This is a genomic window from Niallia sp. HCP3S3_B10, from assembly GCF_052064465.1.
Lineage (GTDB): Bacteria > Bacillota > Bacilli > Bacillales > Cytobacillaceae > Niallia > Niallia hominis.
The window spans coordinates 1-19,524 of the sequence record NZ_JBQHVO010000081.1 but is presented as its reverse complement, the minus strand read 5'-3'; the positions used below and the strand labels follow the sequence as shown (position 1 = coordinate 19,524).

Annotated in this window: 19 protein-coding genes; 3 read left to right on the top strand and 16 right to left on the bottom strand. The window is 34.1% G+C overall.

All coding sequences use genetic code 11. The features are described 5' to 3' along the window. Nucleotides 1–369 precede the first annotated feature (369 nt). The 9 genes from fsa to ACTNDN_RS22685 all read right to left on the bottom strand — a co-directional run bounded on the left by fsa (nucleotide 370) and on the right by ACTNDN_RS22685 (nucleotide 10,002). A complete protein-coding gene (fsa, locus tag ACTNDN_RS22725; protein ID WP_284561673.1) occupies nucleotides 370–1,026 on the bottom strand; it encodes a fructose-6-phosphate aldolase in 657 nt (218 codons plus the stop codon). Nucleotides 1,027–1,145: 119 nt separating this feature from the next. After that, nucleotides 1,146–1,910 (bottom strand): SDR family oxidoreductase, encoded by a 765-nt coding sequence (locus tag ACTNDN_RS22720; protein ID WP_284561672.1) that lies wholly within the window; start codon nucleotides 1,908–1,910, stop codon nucleotides 1,146–1,148. 35 nt (nucleotides 1,911–1,945) lie between these two features. After that, nucleotides 1,946–3,955: a transketolase gene (gene tkt, locus ACTNDN_RS22715; RefSeq protein WP_284561671.1), complete on the bottom strand. Its 2,010-nt coding sequence runs from the start codon at nucleotides 3,953–3,955 to the stop codon at nucleotides 1,946–1,948. 119 nt (nucleotides 3,956–4,074) lie between these two features. After that, nucleotides 4,075–5,055 (bottom strand): class II fructose-bisphosphatase, encoded by a 981-nt coding sequence (gene glpX, locus ACTNDN_RS22710; protein ID WP_284561670.1) that lies wholly within the window; start codon nucleotides 5,053–5,055, stop codon nucleotides 4,075–4,077. A 131-nt stretch (nucleotides 5,056–5,186) separates the two neighbouring features. Then, the gene (gene dhaL / locus ACTNDN_RS22705) at nucleotides 5,187–5,837 is read right to left on the bottom strand and encodes a dihydroxyacetone kinase subunit DhaL (protein ID WP_284561669.1); all 651 of its coding nucleotides are present in this window, start codon (nucleotides 5,835–5,837) and stop codon (nucleotides 5,187–5,189) included. A gap of 12 nt (nucleotides 5,838–5,849) precedes the next feature. Further along, nucleotides 5,850–6,854 carry a dihydroxyacetone kinase subunit DhaK gene (locus ACTNDN_RS22700; RefSeq protein WP_441132327.1) on the bottom strand — a complete coding sequence of 335 codons (1,005 nt, stop codon included), beginning with the start codon at nucleotides 6,852–6,854 and terminating at the stop codon, nucleotides 5,850–5,852. Continuing rightward, a complete protein-coding gene (gene rpiB, locus ACTNDN_RS22695) occupies nucleotides 6,835–7,317 on the bottom strand; it encodes a ribose 5-phosphate isomerase B (RefSeq protein ID WP_284561667.1) in 483 nt (160 codons plus the stop codon). The genes ACTNDN_RS22700 and rpiB overlap by 20 nt, the downstream gene beginning before the upstream one ends. Before the next feature lie 194 nt (nucleotides 7,318–7,511). Further along, on the bottom strand, nucleotides 7,512–8,792 hold the full coding sequence (locus ACTNDN_RS22690) for an MFS transporter (RefSeq protein ID WP_284561666.1): 1,281 nt from the start codon (nucleotides 8,790–8,792) through the stop codon (nucleotides 7,512–7,514). Nucleotides 8,793–8,877: 85 nt separating this feature from the next. After that, on the bottom strand, nucleotides 8,878–10,002 hold the full coding sequence (locus ACTNDN_RS22685) for an MDR/zinc-dependent alcohol dehydrogenase-like family protein (RefSeq protein WP_441132325.1): 1,125 nt from the start codon (nucleotides 10,000–10,002) through the stop codon (nucleotides 8,878–8,880). A 427-nt stretch (nucleotides 10,003–10,429) separates the two neighbouring features. Between ACTNDN_RS22685 and ACTNDN_RS22680 the strand changes: the two genes are divergently transcribed. Then, the gene (locus tag ACTNDN_RS22680) at nucleotides 10,430–11,227 is read left to right on the top strand and encodes a DeoR/GlpR family DNA-binding transcription regulator (protein WP_284561664.1); all 798 of its coding nucleotides are present in this window, start codon (nucleotides 10,430–10,432) and stop codon (nucleotides 11,225–11,227) included. A gap of 74 nt (nucleotides 11,228–11,301) precedes the next feature. Here ACTNDN_RS22680 and ACTNDN_RS22675 read toward each other — a convergent pair whose 3' ends face one another. The 4 genes from ACTNDN_RS22675 to ACTNDN_RS22660 are packed head-to-tail and all read right to left on the bottom strand — an operon-like array spanning nucleotide 11,302 to nucleotide 14,013. Next, nucleotides 11,302–12,105, bottom strand: a complete 804-nt coding sequence (locus tag ACTNDN_RS22675; RefSeq protein ID WP_441132323.1) for a GNAT family N-acetyltransferase — start codon at nucleotides 12,103–12,105, stop codon at nucleotides 11,302–11,304. A gap of 46 nt (nucleotides 12,106–12,151) precedes the next feature. Next, nucleotides 12,152–12,619, bottom strand: a complete 468-nt coding sequence (locus ACTNDN_RS22670; protein ID WP_284561662.1) for an NUDIX hydrolase — start codon at nucleotides 12,617–12,619, stop codon at nucleotides 12,152–12,154. 18 nt (nucleotides 12,620–12,637) lie between these two features. Further along, the gene (locus tag ACTNDN_RS22665; protein ID WP_284561661.1) at nucleotides 12,638–13,378 is read right to left on the bottom strand and encodes an amidohydrolase family protein; all 741 of its coding nucleotides are present in this window, start codon (nucleotides 13,376–13,378) and stop codon (nucleotides 12,638–12,640) included. 20 nt (nucleotides 13,379–13,398) lie between these two features. Beyond that, the gene (locus tag ACTNDN_RS22660; protein ID WP_441132321.1) at nucleotides 13,399–14,013 is read right to left on the bottom strand and encodes a histidine phosphatase family protein; all 615 of its coding nucleotides are present in this window, start codon (nucleotides 14,011–14,013) and stop codon (nucleotides 13,399–13,401) included. 499 nt (nucleotides 14,014–14,512) lie between these two features. Here ACTNDN_RS22660 and ACTNDN_RS22655 point away from each other — a divergent pair, with 499 nt between their 5' ends. Further along, nucleotides 14,513–15,394 carry a ribokinase gene (locus ACTNDN_RS22655; RefSeq protein ID WP_441132319.1) on the top strand — a complete coding sequence of 294 codons (882 nt, stop codon included), beginning with the start codon at nucleotides 14,513–14,515 and terminating at the stop codon, nucleotides 15,392–15,394. 86 nt (nucleotides 15,395–15,480) lie between these two features. Here the strand turns inward: ACTNDN_RS22655 and ACTNDN_RS22650 are convergent, their stop codons facing one another. Continuing rightward, the gene (locus tag ACTNDN_RS22650; RefSeq protein ID WP_441132317.1) at nucleotides 15,481–15,831 is read right to left on the bottom strand and encodes a short-chain dehydrogenase; all 351 of its coding nucleotides are present in this window, start codon (nucleotides 15,829–15,831) and stop codon (nucleotides 15,481–15,483) included. A gap of 296 nt (nucleotides 15,832–16,127) precedes the next feature. Between ACTNDN_RS22650 and ACTNDN_RS22645 the strand changes: the two genes are divergently transcribed. Beyond that, a complete protein-coding gene (locus ACTNDN_RS22645; RefSeq protein ID WP_251630076.1) occupies nucleotides 16,128–16,658 on the top strand; it encodes a hypothetical protein in 531 nt (176 codons plus the stop codon). A gap of 91 nt (nucleotides 16,659–16,749) precedes the next feature. Here ACTNDN_RS22645 and ACTNDN_RS22640 read toward each other — a convergent pair whose 3' ends face one another. Further along, on the bottom strand, nucleotides 16,750–17,622 hold the full coding sequence (locus ACTNDN_RS22640; RefSeq protein ID WP_031539678.1) for an AraC family transcriptional regulator: 873 nt from the start codon (nucleotides 17,620–17,622) through the stop codon (nucleotides 16,750–16,752). A gap of 89 nt (nucleotides 17,623–17,711) precedes the next feature. Further along, nucleotides 17,712–19,181 (bottom strand): Msr family ABC-F type ribosomal protection protein, encoded by a 1,470-nt coding sequence (locus ACTNDN_RS22635; protein WP_441132314.1) that lies wholly within the window; start codon nucleotides 19,179–19,181, stop codon nucleotides 17,712–17,714. Nucleotides 19,182–19,524 lie beyond the last annotated feature (343 nt).

Below are 19,524 nucleotides of genomic sequence, written 5' to 3'. Positions count from 1 at the left end.
CACAATTTTCCTCAATTATGTCGATTTACCTGTAATATTCAGTATTTCCTTAACCTTGTCCAAAAAACCACAAACTTTACGAAAACAGCCTAATTTTATTATAGTAAATAAAATTGGGATTCCTTATTTAAAGTTCTCTTAAGAATGTAAAAGAACAAACGAACAAAACTCTATATATACATAATTCCCCATATATAAAAAGACTATAAACAAAGACCTTATTGCGGCTTTGTTTATAGTCTTAATTAAGCAAAACTAACTATTAGCTTAAGTATTACCTCAGTCTTTTTATTTTTCCAGTTCATTATCAATACATCCATGTTAAGTGCTTATTTTTTCTTTTGGAATATCCTTCTGTAAACTTAATAATTATTTTTTCCAATCCGAAGCAAATTTTTCCATTCCTTGATCTGTTAATGGATGCTGGATTAACTTTTCAATCAAACTATAAGGAATGGTAGCTATATGCGCACCTGCTAATGCGACACGAGTAACATGATCTGGGTGACGAACAGAAGCTGCAATAATTTGTGCATCTAAATTATGAATTTGAAACAATTTTGCAATTTTTTCTACTAATAATACCCCATCTTCTGATATGTCATCCAAACGACCTAAGAATGGGGAAACATAGGTTGCACCAGCTTGAGCAGCTAATAATGCCTGATTCACTGTAAAAATGAGGGTTACATTTGTTTTAATACCTTTTTGAGATAAATAACGGGTAGCTTCTAAGCCTGCTAATGTCATTGGAAGCTTAATGGTAATCTTTTCATCTCCACCATTAATTTTGATTAATTCTTCTGCCTCTTGAATCATCTCTTCTGCTGTAAGTGCATCTGGTGGCACTTCAGCAGAAACAGATTCCACATCAGAAACGACTTGAGCAATTTCTTCTATTCTATCTTCAAATTTCACCCCTTCTTTGGCTACTAAAGATGGATTAGTTGTTACCCCTGACAATATCCCAAATCTATACGCTTTTTTAATTTCGTCAATATTGGCAGTATCGATAAAAAACTTCATAATGAAACCCTCCATTACTATTATTTTTCTTCTCTTAAATATCTATTTTCAACTTTTCTAAATTAAACGATAACTGAATTATCCATAATTTATTAAAATAGATTTATAAACATATAAACTTATTTAATAGAATATCCTCCATCTATAACTAAATTCTCACCAGTAATCATATTAGCAGCATCACTTGCTAAAAAAACCGCACATGCTGCCACTTCTTCAGGATAACCAAATCGTCCTGCTGGAATAAGTTTCTTCATATCTTCTCCAACTTTGCCTGCCCATGCTTTTTCACCAAGCTCCGTTAATATAACGGTTGGAGAAATAGCATTCACTTTTATTTGATATTTTGCCCACTCCATTGCTAAGACCTTAGTCATCGATACAATAGCAGCTTTACTTGCACAGTAAGCTACATGCTTATCTAATGCAATGACCGCAGCCTGTGAGGCCATATTTATAATTTTACCTCCACCATCTATTATCATTTCTTTACCTACAATTTGAGCAAGTAAGAAAGATGCTTTTAAATTTAATTCCATGGTCTTATCCCAGTATTCTTCTGATAGCTCTTCCGCCTTTTCAAGTAAAGCCACTCCGGCTGAATTAAATAGAATATCAATCTTTCCAAATTTATCTTTTACTGTTCTGATAGCTTCTTCGATATATTCCTTTTTTGTAATATCCGTTTTTATACCAAATACTCGGTTAGAATGAATAGCTTTAGCTACTTCTACTACATTATCCTTTATATCTAATATAGCTACATATGCCCCCTTTTCTACAAAAAGCTCTGCTGTTGCTTTCCCGATTCCACTAGAACCACCTGTAACGACTGCTACCTTATCTGTTAGATTGAAATTTTTATCGAATCCTTGATATCCCATTTAGTAGCCTTCCTTTCTTCATTTTTATTAATTGATCAAACTATAGTAAGTATTTTTTTGAATTCTGCCACCACATTCTCTGGTGTGAATCCATATTCTTCTATTATTTTTTCTCCTGGTGCCGAGGTTCCAAATTTATCTATTCCTAATACCATTCCATCATTCCCAACATAGCGATGCCACCCCTGTGATGCTCCCATTTCTAATGCTAATCGAACTGAAATAGTTTTTGGAATGACAGTTTCCTTATAAGTGTTTGATTGTTTTTCAAATAAATCCCATGATGGCATACTAACAACAGATACGTTAATATTTTCTTCTTCAAGTAACCTTTGTGCCTCTATAGCTAACGCAACCTCTGACCCAGATGCTAATAGTAGACCAACCGCTTTATCTCTTTTTGATATTACGTATGCACCTTTTTTTACTCCAACATATGCTTGATCACTATTTACCAGTGTTGGCAAGTTTTGTCTTGATAGTATGAGAGCTGTCGGTGTATCCTTACTTTCTACCGATAATTTCCATGCGGCAGCTGTTTCATTACCATCTGCTGGGCGAATAGTAGATAAACCAGGCATCGCTCGTAATGAGGCAAGCTGCTCAATAGGCTCATGAGTTGGTCCATCTTCTCCTACTGCAATGCTATCATGTGTAAAAATATAGATTACTGGTAACTTCATTAACGCAGAAAGACGGATTGCTGGGCGTAAATAATCAGAGAAAACAAAGAAGGTTGCACCAAAAGCCTTTATTCCACCATGTAACGCCATTCCATTTAAGATTGCTCCCATTGCAAATTCTCGTACTCCAAACCAGATATTTCTTCCTTTATAGTTATCTGGTAAAAAATCGCCCCCATTTTTTATCAGTGTCTTATTGGATGAGGCAAGATCCGCTGATCCACCAAATAAGGATGGGAAATTCTTTGCAAGTGCTTGAAGAACTTCTCCACTCGAAGATCTTGTTGCAAGCGAATGTTCGCCTATCGAATATTTCGGAATATCCTTATCCCAATTTTCTGGTAACTCATCCTTAATCGCTCCACTTAATTGTTCTGCGAGATTTGGATATATTTCTCTATATTTCTTAAATAAATGATTCCACATCGCCTCTTTTTCAGCAGATAGATTTTTTAGTTTTTCTAAATATTCCGAAACCTCATTCGGTATATAGTATGGTTGATCATATGACCAGTCATATGATTGTTTTACTAATTGGATTTCGTCTATTCCTAAAGGAGAACCATGTGAGTCTGATTTTCCTCCTTTATTTGGAGAACCGTATCCGATTATTGTTTTAATCTCAATTAGTGTTGGTTGGTCTTTATTTTCTTTTGCTTTTTCAAGCACTTGTTGGATAGTTTCGATATCATTTCCATTCTCAATGCGATAATATTCCCATCCATATGCTTTGAAACGACTCTCTACACTTTCCGTAAAAGACATTGATAGATCTCCATCTAATGAAATATCATTCGAATCATATAAAACTATTAATTTTCCTAATTTTAAATGGCCGGCTAAAGAAGCTGCTTCTCCTGAAACGCCTTCCATTAGGTCTCCATCTCCACAAATACTATAGACGTAATGATCTACTACATTTAATTCTTCCCGATTATAGGTTGCAGCAAGATGTCTTTCTGCCATAGCCATGCCAACACTCATAGCTATACCTTGGCCAAGTGGACCAGTTGTCGCATCGACACCAGGTGTATGACCAAATTCTGGATGTCCAGGTGTTTTACTTCCCCACTGACGAAATTGGAGAAGCTCTTCTTTAGAAAGATCATATCCAGTTAAATGTAATAAACTATAAAGAAGCATGGAACCATGTCCTGCTGAAAGTACAAACCGATCACGATTAAACCAATTAGGATTGTTAGGATTATAATTCATTATTTTTGACCACAATACATATGCCATAGGTGCTGCACCCATTGGCATTCCAGGATGTCCCGAACCAGCTTTTTCAATTACATCGATTGCTAACGTCCGAATCGTATTAATCGTTAATGTATCAATATCCACTTTTTGATTAATCATTATTATGGGCTCCTTATTTTAATATCATTTATAAATACAGAAACGCTCTGTTATTAAAAATATATCTATAATAACTGTAGATATTTTCTTTTTTTATATTAAAATTCATGTTTTAAAAATTATTTTAAGGAATGTTTTGCTTCTATAAATTGATAGTTTTCGCTATCTCCTCCTATAGTAACGAAAGAATGTGTTAATCTCGATTTATCATCCATACTGCGTACCCCTTGTAAAAGCATCCCATTCGTAATGCCTGTAGCCACGAAAAAGCAATCTTCAGAACGAATTATATCGTTCAATTTCAAGACTTTATTCGGGTTTGTAATTCCCATTTTTACACAGCGATCATATTCTTCTTGATCTTTTGGGATTAATTTTCCTTGAAAATCTCCGCCTAAACATTTTAAAGCAGTTGCAGAAATAACACCTTCTGGCGCTCCTCCCGTTCCGACAAATAAATCCACATCACTTTCGTCAATAGCAGTTGCGATAGCTGCTGTGATATCTACATCAGAGAATAGTCTAACACTTGCTCCTAACGAAAAAACTTGCTCAATTAAATGATGGTGGCGAGGACGATCTTGAATCATAACGGTAATATCTTTCATTTCCTTATTTTGCGCTTGTGCTACTGCTTTTATATTATCCATTAAAGACCATTCAATATTTATACATCCCTTTGCCTTAGGACCAACTGCAATTTTTTCCATATACATGTCAGGCGCATGTAAAAGACTTCCCCTTGCAGATGCTGCAATGACACATAATGAATTATCTTGTCCTTTTGACAATAATGTAGTACCTTCGACTGGATCAACTGCAATATCAAGACTTGGCCCATTTCCAGTCCCAAGCTCCTCACCAATATATAACATTGGCGCTTCATCCATTTCTCCTTCACCAATTACAATTACTGCTTGCATATCCACTTTATTCATTTCTTCTCGCAACGATTCTGTTCCAGCACCATCTGCTAAATTTTTATTACCTTTTCCGATCCACGGAAAAGATGCAATCGCTGCTTTCTGCGAAATTGCTAAAAAATCGATTGCAAGACTTTGTACATCATCTTTTCTGAAAGCAATATTGGAAGACTTCATTATATCTCCTCCACCTTTTTTTATTCAACAAAATGAATTTTTATACATTGAAATGTATGATATTACCGAGCTCATTAACCAATCTTCTAAATGAAGAGGAAAGTATATTCACACTTTCCTCCATGTATTTTTTAAACCGTCTGTGTACTTTGGACTGTTGTTAAAAAGGTTGCAAGGATTAGATATGCAGATGTCGCACCTGGATCTTGGTAACCTAACGAACGTTCCCCTAATCTACTTGATCTTCCACGTTTTGATAAAAGATCCTTTGTAGATAACATCCCTTTTTCCCCTGCCTCAACCGCTTTTTTAAATGAAGCACTGAAATCATTTGTTTGTGCAAAATGCTTTTGCAATGTTTCAACAGTTGGTTGCAAAGTATCTATCATTGTCTTATCACCAACTTCTGCTTTTCCTCTGTCCTTTACCCCTTCAATAAATGCAATCCAAAAATTAGCTAAGTCTTCATCAGATAACTCCGTTTTATTTTGAAATGCTTTAGACCCTCTCAAAAAACCAGTTGCATATAATGGTCCAACCGAGCTACCAACTGCACTTAGAAATGTTTTACCTGCCAGCACTGCAATTTTTCCGCAATCTGTTTCTTCCTTTAGATCCGTTTCTAATTTTTCATCAATTGCTTGCCATCCAATGGACATGGTAACACCATGATCTCCATCTCCTAGTTTTCTATCAAGCTCTGATAAATAATCTTTTTGTTCTTCAATTATCGTAACAACATTTTTTAAAAACCTTTTATAGTCCTCTGCCGTAAATTTCATTTTTTCGCCTCCTTATCTTTGAACAAACATTGCACAATCAGCTGGTTGATCTACTAGTTCTTTTAATTCATCATCCAATTTAATTAATGTTACCGAGCAGCCGCCCATTTCTAGAGAAGTACTATAATCACCAACATACGAACGATGGATTACAATACCTTTCTCACTTAAAATTTGCTTTACTTTACGAAACATAATATAAAGTTCCATTCGAGTAGTTGAGCCTAAACCGTTTACAAGAACAGCAACTTCTTCCCCTTGATCTAACGGCATGTCTACTAAAATATCTTGTACTAGGCGTTCTGCTACATCGTCAGCTGGTGCTAACTCCCCTTTTTCTACTCCTGGTTCTCCATGATGGCCAAGACCAATTTCCATCTCCGTTTCTGCTAGCTCAAAACTCGGCTTCCCTGTTTGAGGAAGGGAACATGGTGTTAATCCCACACCCATTGAACGAGTGTAATCGTTTGCTTTTTGAGCTACTCGAATAACTTCCGCGAAAGAATATCCATTCTCAGCAGCTGCACCTGCTACTTTTGTTACAAAAAACTCTCCTGCAATTCCACGGCGTTTTTCTATTTCATTTTTTGGCGCCGAAGCAACATCATCTGTTACTAGAACAGATCCGACTTCAATTCCACATTCTAAATCTGCTAATTCAGCAGCCATCCCAAAATTCATTACATCTCCTGCGTAATTTCCATATATATACACAACCCCAGCACCTTTATCAATTGCTTTTGTTGCTTCAAGAATTGGATCTGGTGGAGGCGAAGCAAATATATTACCAACAGCGACCCCATCTGCCATCCCTTCTCCTACATAGCCCATAAACGCAGGTTCATGCCCTGAACCACCACCAATTAGTACCCCTACCTTATTTTCACGAGATTTTTTTGCGGTAACAAGGGATCGTTTATTTTCTTCTAATTGTTTAACATATTGGGGATAAGCGTTTACATATCCTTCAATCATTTCATCTACTACATTTGTTGGATTATTGATAAGTTTCTTCATTTACTGCTACCCCTTTCAAATATTCCTGTTCTTTATCTATGATTTGCTGAACTTTTCTTCCAGAGTTACCACCAGTAAATTCTGACTCTAAATATGCCTTCACAACCTTTTTTGCTGCTTCTACACCGATAATTTGTGCACCCATCGTTAAGATTTGAGCATTATTGCTCTTTTGAGCCCGTTCTGCTGAATAAACATCATGGCACAAGGCTGCTCTTATCCCTGGTATTTTTCCAGCTGCAATTGCAACCCCTATACCTGTTCCACAAATTAAAATTCCTCTATTAATCTTTTTTTCTATAATTCCATTTCCTACTTCAAATGCTACTTCAGGATAATCTACTTCACTACAATTATCATCGCAACCATAATCTACAACCTCATGACCTAATTCTATTACATAACTTTTAATACTTTCTTTCAGAACAAAAGCATTGTGATCAGAACCTATTCCAATTCTCATTTTAACATGTCATCTCCCTATATACATACTTTTTTTCTACTTAATTCCATTTCCTTTATAGTTATATTCTTTCATTTTATTTCGTATTTGTCAATTATTATTTTTGTTTACTTTCGTTTATTTTCGGTTTTTTCTTTTTAACACCATAAAAATAGCGAGATTATTTATTAAATTCTCTCGCTATGATGCATCGTTTATTGTACAGTACTGGTATTCAGATTTATATTATCCTCTTCTACTCCCTGAACCTTTTTCTTTGGCAAATTAACAAATAACATTAAAAAAGCACTAAATAAATATAATCCAGTATATATCCAAATAATGCCTACCGTCCCAACGCTTGCAATAAATAGACCAACTAAAGCAGGTCCTACAAATGTGCTTAAACCTGCTCCAAGATTTAAAATCGACATTGCAGCCCCCCGACTTTCTGGTGCTAAAGAAGGAATTAGCGCAGATAAAGGAACATAAGCAGCGAGACAGGCACCAAAACATATCCCTACCAAAGTTGTTGCAAAATAGTTTGCTCCCATTAAATGCGGAACATAGTATATTAACGCAGTAAAAATTGCACAACCAACCCCACCAAACCACATAACTGTATTTCTCCATCCTAACTTATCTCCTATAACACCCCAAATAAGGTTAAAAATTACATTACTTGACCAAAGAGCGCCATAAATTTGTAACCATTCTGTTCTTGTAAAACCAATTTCGATCATATAGGCAGGTAAAAATACGACAAATCCATAAGCACCTGCTGTATTAATAGTACGAACAATTCCTCCTAACCCTACTTTTGGTTTTTCAAAAGCGATGGTAATTCCTTTGGCGATATATTTGATTGCTTCGGCTTTCGTTTTAAATTTTGCATTTGATTTTTCACTACTACTGTCTTTATTTATAAAAATTGCTAAAATAGCCCCAATTACTACAAATATTAAAGCACTCCATAATGTTTTTATTTCTCCTAATATCGGAAGAGCAAAGCTAGAATAATAAGCTCCTAGAACATTTAAACCCCCCGCAAAAGAAACCCAGAACCACCCAACTGCTGTTCCTAGCTTTTCACTTGGAGCATAATAGGTTAACCAAACAAGAAAGGAATAGGAGAATAGTGGGTAGCCTAGTCCTCTAAGGGAATAGGTTGGAATCATGACGGCTAAATTCATTGTTGGGATACCAATAATTAAAAATACAAGTGTACCAATAATAAATAGAGTAAATCCTAATGCCATCGCCTTTCTCGGTCCCAAAATTTCTGCTAATACACCTGAAAGCCACGCTGCAATTGCAACAGCAAAACCATAAATACTGAAAAGCAGAGCAGATTGTTGAATAGAAAGCCCATTATCTGTTAAATAAGATGATAACCAGCCTTGTTCAAGGCCATCCCCCATCATAAAAACTAATACTCCTATATACCCCAATGCCATTTTCTTATCCATACCTAACTTGGATAATAACATATTCATACTTTTCCCCCCGCTTTAGTCGTATTTTTTAACAAAAGCAGTTATTATGGAAACTCCATAAATAACTGCTTTTCATATAGCTTCCTTATTCTGCTTGGTAATTTGGAATTAGAATAACCTTTAGTGATTCCTTACCGTCTTTCACTAATTTAAAGCCTTTTTCAAATTCTTCTAAAGGAAGCTTGTGGGTGACAACTCCTTCAGTTGGCAAGTCTCCATTCATAATACCTTCAATTACTAGAGGATAGCAGTATGGTCCTAAGTGGGAACCTAATACGTCTAGTTCTTTTCTGTCGCTAATAATACTCCAATCGACTGTTACCGGCTCTTTAAAAACACTAAATTCAACAAATGTACCTAATTTACGTATTAATGTTAGCCCTTGTTCTACAGATTTTTGTGCTCCAGTTGCTTCAATATAAATATCGCAACCATACCCATCTGTCATCTCTTTAATAATTTTAGTTACATCATCTCTTAGTGGATTCAAAACAAGGTCTGCACCAAATTTTTTTGCAAGTTCTAGACGATCGTCGAATAAATCTAATACAACCAACTTTCCAGGACCCGATTTTTTAATCGCCCCAATCATACCAAGTCCTAACGTTCCCGCTCCAGCCAGAACAACGATATCACCAAGTTGAATTTTTGCACGTTGAACTGCATGGAAGGAACAAGCATACGGTTCTATTAATATAGCTTTTTCAATCGGCAATTCTTCTGGTACATGGTAGTTAATAGCTTCTTTTGTAAACTTCATATATTCTGCCATACCACCATTTACATTATTTTGAAAACCATATAAATCATGTTTTTCACACATCCAATATTGACCGCGCTTACAAAAACGACAATCCCAGCAAGGAACAATCTGTTCTGAGATTACTCTATCTCCAACTTTGTATCCTTCTACTTTATTTCCTACCGCTACAATATTACCAATAAATTCATGGCCAGGTATCATTGGCGCTTTTATGTAAGCTGGTTGCTTCTCATCTCCCCAAAAACTTGGTGCTCCATCATATGCTTTTGCATCTCCAGCGCAAATTCCACAAGCCTCTACTTTAATTAATATTTCTTCATCAGTAATCTCTGGAACAGCTACCTCTTCTAAACGATAATCACCAGGTTCATATGCCACAATCGCCTTCATTGTTTTTGGAATCACAACTTCTTTAAATTCTTCATTAATAACAGTGTTTGTATTCATCTTTTTACTCCTTTTCATTTTTTAGTGTAGCCTATAAATTTGATATTTTATAAGACTAGTTATTTAATACATTTACTGATTTGCTAATCAAAACAAACTTTTGCTCAATAAAACAGACAACGCTTTCATTTTGCATAATTTTAAAATCCTGCAATTCACCACTCCTTATAGAATAGTATTGAAAACATTTTCTACCGCTGATAAACTAACATTATGTTTTTCACATTTTCATTATATTCCCTTTATTATCGTTTAGTCAATTTTTTCTTTTATTTTTTTCCATTTATTTTCGTTTGTTTTTATTTACGAACTAATCCATTTACATTTTTTTAAAATAATGATGTAATAGTATTAATAGTTTAAATAGTACTCCTTCATTTTTTGTACAAATATAGATCTAATATATATAGGAATATAGGTGATGTAATTGAAAGAAAAAAAATTCGCGTCAGAACGAAGACAAATTATTATGAAAAAATTACAAGAAGATCAGAGAATCATTATTAAAGACCTTTCTAAAGAAATAAATGTTTCAGAAGCAACACTTCGAACTGATCTCACAAAGATGGAAGAAGAAGGATTATTAAAACGAACACATGGGGGGGCAGTTTTAGCTAATTCTGATACAGATAAAGAATTCAGCTTTTTTACAAGAGAAGGTAAAAACAAAAAAGAAAAATTAAGTATCGCAAAAAAAGCAAGTGAACTTATTTCAGACGGTCAATGTCTAATGTTTGATTCTAGTTCAACCGCTCTTGAACTTGCACGATTGCTAAATGACATGCCTTATCGCTTAACCGTTGTTACTAGTGGGATAAATACGGCTTTAGAATTACGAGATCATCCAAGTATTACAGTGATTCTGCTTGGGGGGATTGTTAAAAAAGGCTCTTTTTCTCTTGAGGGCAGTTTAGGAATCAATATATTAAATAATATTAATATTGACATTATGTTTGCTTCTGCAAACGGATTCTCTTTTGAAGCTGGCTTAACTGATTTTAGTGTTTACGAAGTAGAATTAAAAAAAGCAATGGTAGAAGCTTCAAATAAAGTTATCGCTCTACTAGATCATACAAAATTCAATAAAAATTCTATCGCAACATTTGCGAAAACCGAAGAAATAGATGGGATCATCACTAATTATGAGGTCCCAGAGGATTTTTTGGCAAAAGCACAAAAACATAAAATTGATATCATACTAACAGAAACAAACAATAGCAAATAGTAAAATTCCATTTTAATAACAAGACTTTCACTAAAAAGTACCCCAATTCTTATGAGGTACTTTTTCAATTGAATTTATGCTAATTCCCTCAATCGTTTCATCGCAGAATGAACCGTAAGTCGATGATAAGAGATCAATTGATTCCTATAAATCACTCCATAAACGCCATATGGAGTAGGAGAAAGCTTTAATAATTCTTCTCGTGTTTGTAGATGTTGGATTTCTGCCTTTATATCTAGCTTTGTTGCAGCTTCTATTACATTATCAATTGCTATATCTATATAAGGGCATTGTGCTGTTCGAAGAATGGTTAATTGGTCGTTATAACGAGTTAGCCGTTCTTGCCAATCATTAGGAAAATACGGATTTGGCACATCATCCATTTTATAGACTAATAACTCAAATCCATATGGTGCATGCTCTACTTCAACAAAGTCGTTTTTTATAAAAACTTCTTTGCTTGGTGTCCAAGAGGTTGTTGGATTTGTTATAACAATAACACCATTCTTCTTATGATCTTTAGCATCTTGAATAACCTTTTTAATTAGTTGAGTGGCATATCCTTTCCCAGTTATATTAACCCATAGGCAATGGATGACGTAGTAATTTTCCCCATATATTACTCTTGAGGAATATTCTATTGGCGTATATTCAATAAAACCAGCCAGCTTTTCATGCTCTAACAGTTGAATATATTTTAATCCTTGTCCAAATTGGTCTATTAACCAACCTTTTTTCCCTTGATAACCTGTAGACTTCGGTTTGCTTCTTAAACAATAACAGCCCTTTTCATCGATATTTTCTGTTGATAATTCGATAAACTCTATTTTATCAAACTGTTTTCTCCTTCCTATTATTCCAATTTGTTTTAATTTCACTTGAATATATCGAACATCGAGTTCCCTAATGTATTATTTCTCCTGGTTATGTAATGATAGGAACCTCTTTTTCAGATAATAAATCCTCGAAAATCATTCGATGGTCTTTAAATAATGGTTCAGGTAAATTTTCCATTTCAAAAAATTTATTAGCTAGTGATTCTCCATTTTGCGCTATTAATTCCCCTGTGAAATCTTTACAAATAAAAACTACTTGTACCATGGAGACCTGATCTCCATTAGAAAAAGTCTTATCATATTGAGATCCTGAATAAATAGCAAATAACTCCAAGCTACCTAGTTTTAATCCAGTTTCTTCAAATACCTCTCTTCTTGCAGTATCTTGAATTGTTTCTCCAAGCTCCATAAAATCGCCAGCAATCCCCCACTCGCCATTATCAGAACGCTTTTGTAAAAGAATTCTATTTTCGTTTTCAAAAACAATCGAACCTGCAACCACCATAATTATTTTTTCTTGACCAACCATTGATCTTATATGCTGAATATAATCCATACAAAGCCTCCATCTTTTTTATTTAAAATACCAATCCATTGCATTTTGATATAGTACTAAATTTGCTTCTTCTCTTATAGCATTCAAAATGATGTCTATATCAGATACTTGAAAAGGCCGCTTCGCTCTCGTGGAAGGTAAATCTGTTCCAAACATTAAAGCCGTTGGATTTACTTCATGTATTTTTTTGATAGCATTACATGGATCAAAATCAATTCTCCCAAAACCAGTTGCCTTTACCTTTACTCCTTTTTCAACCAAATATAGTAGATTTGAAAAACCAGTTTGAGATAATCCTAGATGATCAATAGACACAGCAGGAAGTTTTTCTATTAATGTAGCATGATCTTCTAAATCATTAGAATCCATATAGATTTCTGAATGCCAACCAACTAATTCAAATACTCTTCTTGCTAGATACTCCATTTGTGAAATTTCGGCAAAGCCACCACGTTTTAAATTAAATCGAATAGCTTTCACACCAACTTCATTTAATTGAATAATTTCTTCATCTGAGACACTAGCAGGTAGTTGTGTTACACCTACAAAATTACTGCCTAAATTTTTTAATGCTTGAACTAAATAAGATTGGTCAAAGCCTTGGAATGATCCTGAAACAATTGCACCACCTACTATATTTAAGTTTTTTATAGCATTTAAATAGTCATCTGAAGTAAATGTATTTGGTATATAGCCTTGATTTTCAATCAACGGGAAATGATTATCTATAATATGAAAATGCGAATCAAAGATTTTCATTTTATGTACACTCCTATGAATTATTTATCCTGCCTATGCATTAAATCGCCTTCTAATACAATCTGAGCTGTATCATTAACCATTTCTACAACAGTGAGACTAGTATCATAAATAAAAGGAGGTTCCCAAATTTTCTCGATTGGCAAGTCTTTAAAAATAGCCAGTAGTACTTTTATCACTACTGAATGAGTAACAAGGAGGATATTACCGGCTGAATACTTGTCTCGTATTTTTTTCAATGCTTTAGATATTCTGTTTTTCACTTCAAAAAAATCTTCTCCATCAATGGATTTATACAGATGAGGAGCATTCCAAAAGAAGTCGAATTGTTCTGGATAATTATCTTTTAAATTAGCTAATGTTTCTCCTTCCCATATGCCCATATTGATTTCTTTTAAATAATCATCTAAAATAAGCGGAATCTTTCTATCCCCTTTAATTAGATTCGCTGTTTTGACGGTTCTTTGACTTGGACTCGTATAAATAGCCTCAAACTCAATCTCTTTCAATCTATCTCCTAATAATATCGCATTTTTCACTCCATTTTCCGTTAACGCTGAATCACTCCATCCTTGCATCCTTTTTTCTGTATTCCATTTTGTTTCTCCATGTCTTGTTATGTAGAGAGTAAGCATTTTTAGATTCTCCTAACTCTAATAGAAATAACGTTGGTTACTTTTTACAATAAATTTGTATTATTATCATATGTCCGAGCAATTTCAACAATATTCAGTATTTTCAAAGGTGAACAAAGGCTCTTCTTCTCATTAAGCCTTATTTTAACTTTAATTATTCCGATAATCGTCATTATTAATAGTATCGAAAGAGATATTAATCAGAATGAGTGGGAACATTTAATTCTCCAATTACAACAGGGAGAACTTTGGACGATTTTTGCTATTTTTGGTCATTTATTTATCCTAATGTGGTTCATTTAGTTTCTAATAATGATGATCACTAGGAATCCAAAGACTATTGCAAATTAACTAATAAGACAGGGGCTTTTTTGAAGTCCTTTTTTCTATACACTTCCTAAAACCCCACTTCTCTACTACTTTAACAAATTTCTCCCATTTATATAAAGAAAAATCAATGCTATTCTATAAATAAGTTAACTTTCAAGAGGTGAAATCATTGAAAATATTAAATTTCGGTTCTTTAAATATCGATAAAGTTTATACTGTTCCTCACTTCGTTTCTGCGGGAGAAACATTATCTTCTACCAATTATGAAGAATTTCCTGGAGGAAAAGGGTTAAATCAGTCGATCGCTCTTGCAAAAGCCGGAGCAGAAGTATTCCATTGCGGGAAAATTAGCACTGACGGTCTTTTCCTAAAAGATATTTTGTCTGAATCAAATGTAAATACGGATTGGATTGACGAAAATGGAAGCACGACAGGCCATGCCATCATACAAGTGTCTTCCAATGGGGAAAATTGCATTCTTTTATTTGGTGGAGCAAATAAAGAAATAACGATAGAGCAAATTAATCACGTTCTTGCAAATTTTTCAACGAAAGATATTCTCCTATTGCAAAACGAAATTAACCATTTAGAATACATAGTGGAAACAGCACATAAAAGAGGCATAAAAATTGTGCTTAACCCTTCCCCAATTGATGAGGGTTTTACAACATTAGATTATTCTAAAATAGATTACTTAATTTTAAATGAAATTGAAGCAAAATCTATTACAGGTGAAGATTCAACGAAGAAAATTTTTCAACAGCTTCTATCCTTGAACAATCAAATGAAAATTGTTTTAACATTAGGTACACAAGGAGTCATTTATAAAGATAATTCACAAGAGTTTAGTCAAGCTGTCTATAAAGTCAATGCGGTTGATACCACCGCAGCTGGAGACACATTTTTAGGATATTTCTTAAGCCAGATTTCTCAGCATGCCGACATAAAGAAAGCTCTTCAAATCGCTTCAAAAGCAGCATCTATTGCTGTAACACGTAAAGGTGCCGCTTCCTCCATCCCAACTTTGAAGGAAGTTATGGAATCTATTTAAATATATTTAGACTTATCAAGGGAGAATCTTCAGGACGACAACCAATGAGATTATCCTAGCAAAAAAATACATAATCCACTCTGATCTTATATCCCATAGTGAATCATGTATTTTTTTGCTTCCTGTGCTTCTTTTATTTTTATAGCTAGATCGATAAGCTCCTCCGATTTTCTTCTTGTTATATTATTCAAGACGATATCTAAAAATATTGGTAACGACTCAGGAGGAATGAGCGTTATTCCGTAGTATGCTAAACCATTAGCAGGTCTTTCATATGTATGGAAAAATGTTTTCATCATCGGTAATTTTTTTATCATCTCTTGTATAAAATCATCATTTACTGTTATACACTCATATAGATCAGGTGTGTAATGATTGTATGCTTGCTGTTTATTAAAATTTTCTATGATACCAAATTCATGGAAAATATGCCTCATCCTTTCAAAAATTATTCCATTCTACTAAACTCTCTTTCTTTCTGTCTGTCTACATCATAAATTAAGCCTATTTTTTATTTGTATTAATAAATCGCAAATAATTTCTGTGTTTTATTTCTCCTGTTACTAATTTTATTTCATTTACAAACTATAATTTTTTATTTTAACAAAGAATAATCATAATACTACAAAAATTGGAAATATGACGTAAAGATTACATTAAACCATTTACAATATTAACCACCTGCACTAAAATACATTTTAGTAAACAAATTTTTAGTAAAGGTGGTTATATTGTGAGCTTACTTGACGTCTATTTACAAAAGAATGGAAAAAAGCGTTATGATGTTTTTAAACAAACTGGCATAAGTCAACAAATGCTAGCTGCCGTCAACAAAAAGAATGTCAGCAGCTATTCAGTAAAAACCATTCAAGCTATTGCTGAAACAGTCGAAAAAAGCGAAGGAACAGTATTAGATGAACTTTTGCAATTAGAAAAGAACACTGCCTATTTTGAAGTATACAATACAGAGGATTTACTGCTCGCCTTTGCAAACAAAGAATCCCATATTTTAATTAAAGAGGATTATAAAAAAGAAATCGAGGAATTGGCAAAAACACAGCTGTCAGAGACAGAAACATTAGGTCTTGAATTAGGTTCATCTGGTACCATATACATTCTAGGTGAAATTTTTTATCAGCTTGCATTGAAGCTAAGTAATAAAAATACCGATCAAAAGAAGCTGGAAAACGATATTCGAAAATATAAATTGAAGAAACTTAATGAAAAAGAATATCTTTTGTATTATAAGCATTTGGATTATTAAGCAATGGGAAGGCGAATTTTGATTCGCCTTCCCTCTCTTAAGTAACTCTCTCTTATTAAACCGTCTTAAAAAACTTTATTTACAAATGCTGCTACCTTTTACTAACAGGTATCCAAATTTCACATGGTACTTTCGGAGACTGTAAATCTTTACTTTTAATTGATAGGATTTCAGGTCCTTGCATTTGTTGATAGCCTGAAGATGGGAACCATTCGGCATAAATATTTCCCCATACTGTCTGTACTGTTTCCGGAAAAGGACCCTCTGACTCAAACACAGCCCAAGTTAGATTAGGCACTTCTAAAGCTGCAAAGCCCTTTGGACAGGATTCTGTTGTAGCAACCCCAATGTAATGATCAAGAGTACCTTTTTCCATCATCCTTTCTTCTGAAAAATTTGTCGATGCTTGAATTATCCCTCTTGGTTCCACATTTGATAGTTGTAGTAGTTCACTAATCTTCTCTTGCCCTAGCTGCTTCCACATAGCATTGATTTCCGGGTTCTCCCCTTCAAAAATAATCGGTACTTTCTTCATCATACCTACTATATGAAAAGCATTCTTTTCTTCTATTCGGTAATTCATTTCGACTCCTCCCTTAATGGTTAATTGGAAGGACATTCGTGGATATGCCTTTAATGGGATTCCCTTGATTCTCGCTTCAGAAGTCGCTATTCCATGAAAACGTTGAAATGCTCTTGTAAACGAATCAGGTGATGAATAGCCATATTTAACGGCAATATCAATAATTCTTAAATGGCTATTCTCTAGCTCGAATGCAGCAATCGTTAGCCTTCTTTTACAAATATACTCTGTTAGTGATATCCCAGCGAGAAACGAAAACATCCTTTTAAAGTGGTACTCAGAACAAAGAGCAATCCTAGCAACTTGCTTCATATCTATTTCTTCAGACAAATGCTCTTCGATATATTGAAGAGCCTGATTCATTCCTTTAATTACATCCATTTCATGCCCTCCCCTTCTTTATAAAATTTACCAAACAAATTTAACACGCTTCCGACTTTTCTTGCACAATTCATGCAAGATTCCATGTATTATTCAAATTTCTTCAAAACTAATTGATTATTTTCGATTTCATATATATAATCTGCAATACGCTCAATAAATGCTTGATCATGTGAAACAAGAATGACTGTTCCTTCATATGCTTTTAAAAATCGCTCTAAAGCTTCGATACAATATATATCTAAAAAGTTTGTCGGCTCATCCAAAAATAGGACATTATATCTTCCTAGAAAAAGCTGACATAATGTTAATCGAATAGCTTCTCCCCCACTTAATTGGCAGACATTCTTTTTTAAATCATTCCCTGAAAAATTCATCGAATGAAGAACAGAACGAATTTTACTTTCTCCATAATCACTCTTTTCTTTCATATAATCCTTGACTGATTGGTTCTTTATAAATTGATAGTCCATCTGTTTATACATACCAAGAACAGCATTCGGAGAGATAGTAACTCCCTCTTTTTGATGAATGATATAGTTTAAAAGGGATGTTTTCCCTGAACCATTCTTTCCAGTAATCACAATATTCTTTCCTAATGGAAATTGAAAGCTTACGTCTTGAAGCAGTATTTTTTCTCCTGTTTTCAACATAATTCTGTCGCCCATAATGGGAAACTTATTATGCATGGTAAGCGTTTCTGACTGTTGAAACCGCAACTGTTGTTCGTTTTTAGGAGCTTCTACCATTTTCAATTGTTCTACTCGCTGTTCCATCGCTTTTGCTGCTCGTTGAACAGACTTTTGGCTTGTATCTTTTGATTTAGTCATAAACATTTTATTAGCTTTTGCTTTTGTTCCTTTTTTAGAAATATGGCCGTTAGCCTGCGTGATTTTGTCTGCATTTTTTCTTTTTACTTCCGCCGCATTTACAAGTCGAGTTTTCTCCTTTACATATTTCTCATGTTGCTCCTGCTGTTGTTTTCGCTGTAGTTCCTTTTGAGCAGTATAATCGGAATAATTCCCTGTATATTCCGTTACGATTCCATCCTCTACTTCCCATATTTTCGTCACTAATTTATCAAGAACAGTCCGGTCATGACTGACAAGAATAAGCGCACCATAATAGTACTCTAATTCTTCTAATAAGAACTGTTTTCCTAACTTATCCAAATGGGTTGTTGGCTCATCAAATAATAAGCCTTCCCTATAGTTGGAGAAAATCTCTGCTATTTTGAGTTTTGTAAGCTCCCCTCCACTAAAATTTTCTAATGCCGTTTTAGGGATAGAAAGTTTTCCGATTAAGTCATACTCTATTTCTTTTTTCTCAGGTGGGTTTAATTGATCAAAATAGGCGAAATCTACAAAACTATTTATTTTTCCTTTCTCTGGCTGAATCCTACCTGCCATTAATTTTAGCAAGGTGCTCTTACCAGCTCCGTTCTTCCCTACAATACCAATTCGATCAAACTGATGTACAGATAATCTTGGTATGGTTAACACGATCCGATCTAAATACGCAATTTCTATATTTACTAATTCAAGACATACTTTTTCCATTATTTTACCCTCCATTGGTTATTTTCCAATAAAAAAAGCACAGGCAAATGTCCTGTGATCTCGAGTAAAAGGGGAAAAACTACCTTCTTAAGATAGAGTTATCATTAATTGCCCTGTTATTAAAGGCAAATTAAAAAGGCAGAAATATCTACCTTTTAGCATTCCATATAAATACAACTCAGTTGTTACGATTGAGTCAAGTTTTTGTGGGAGTTTTTTTATAGCTCCCCTTTTATTAAGTAAAACTCCTATTTTTGTATCCGTTTTCTAAATGTTTTCTTTCATCAAAATTTCGTTTTTTTCTTTTTTAAAAACCTTTTAATCCCTGTAAGGCAAAGTGAAT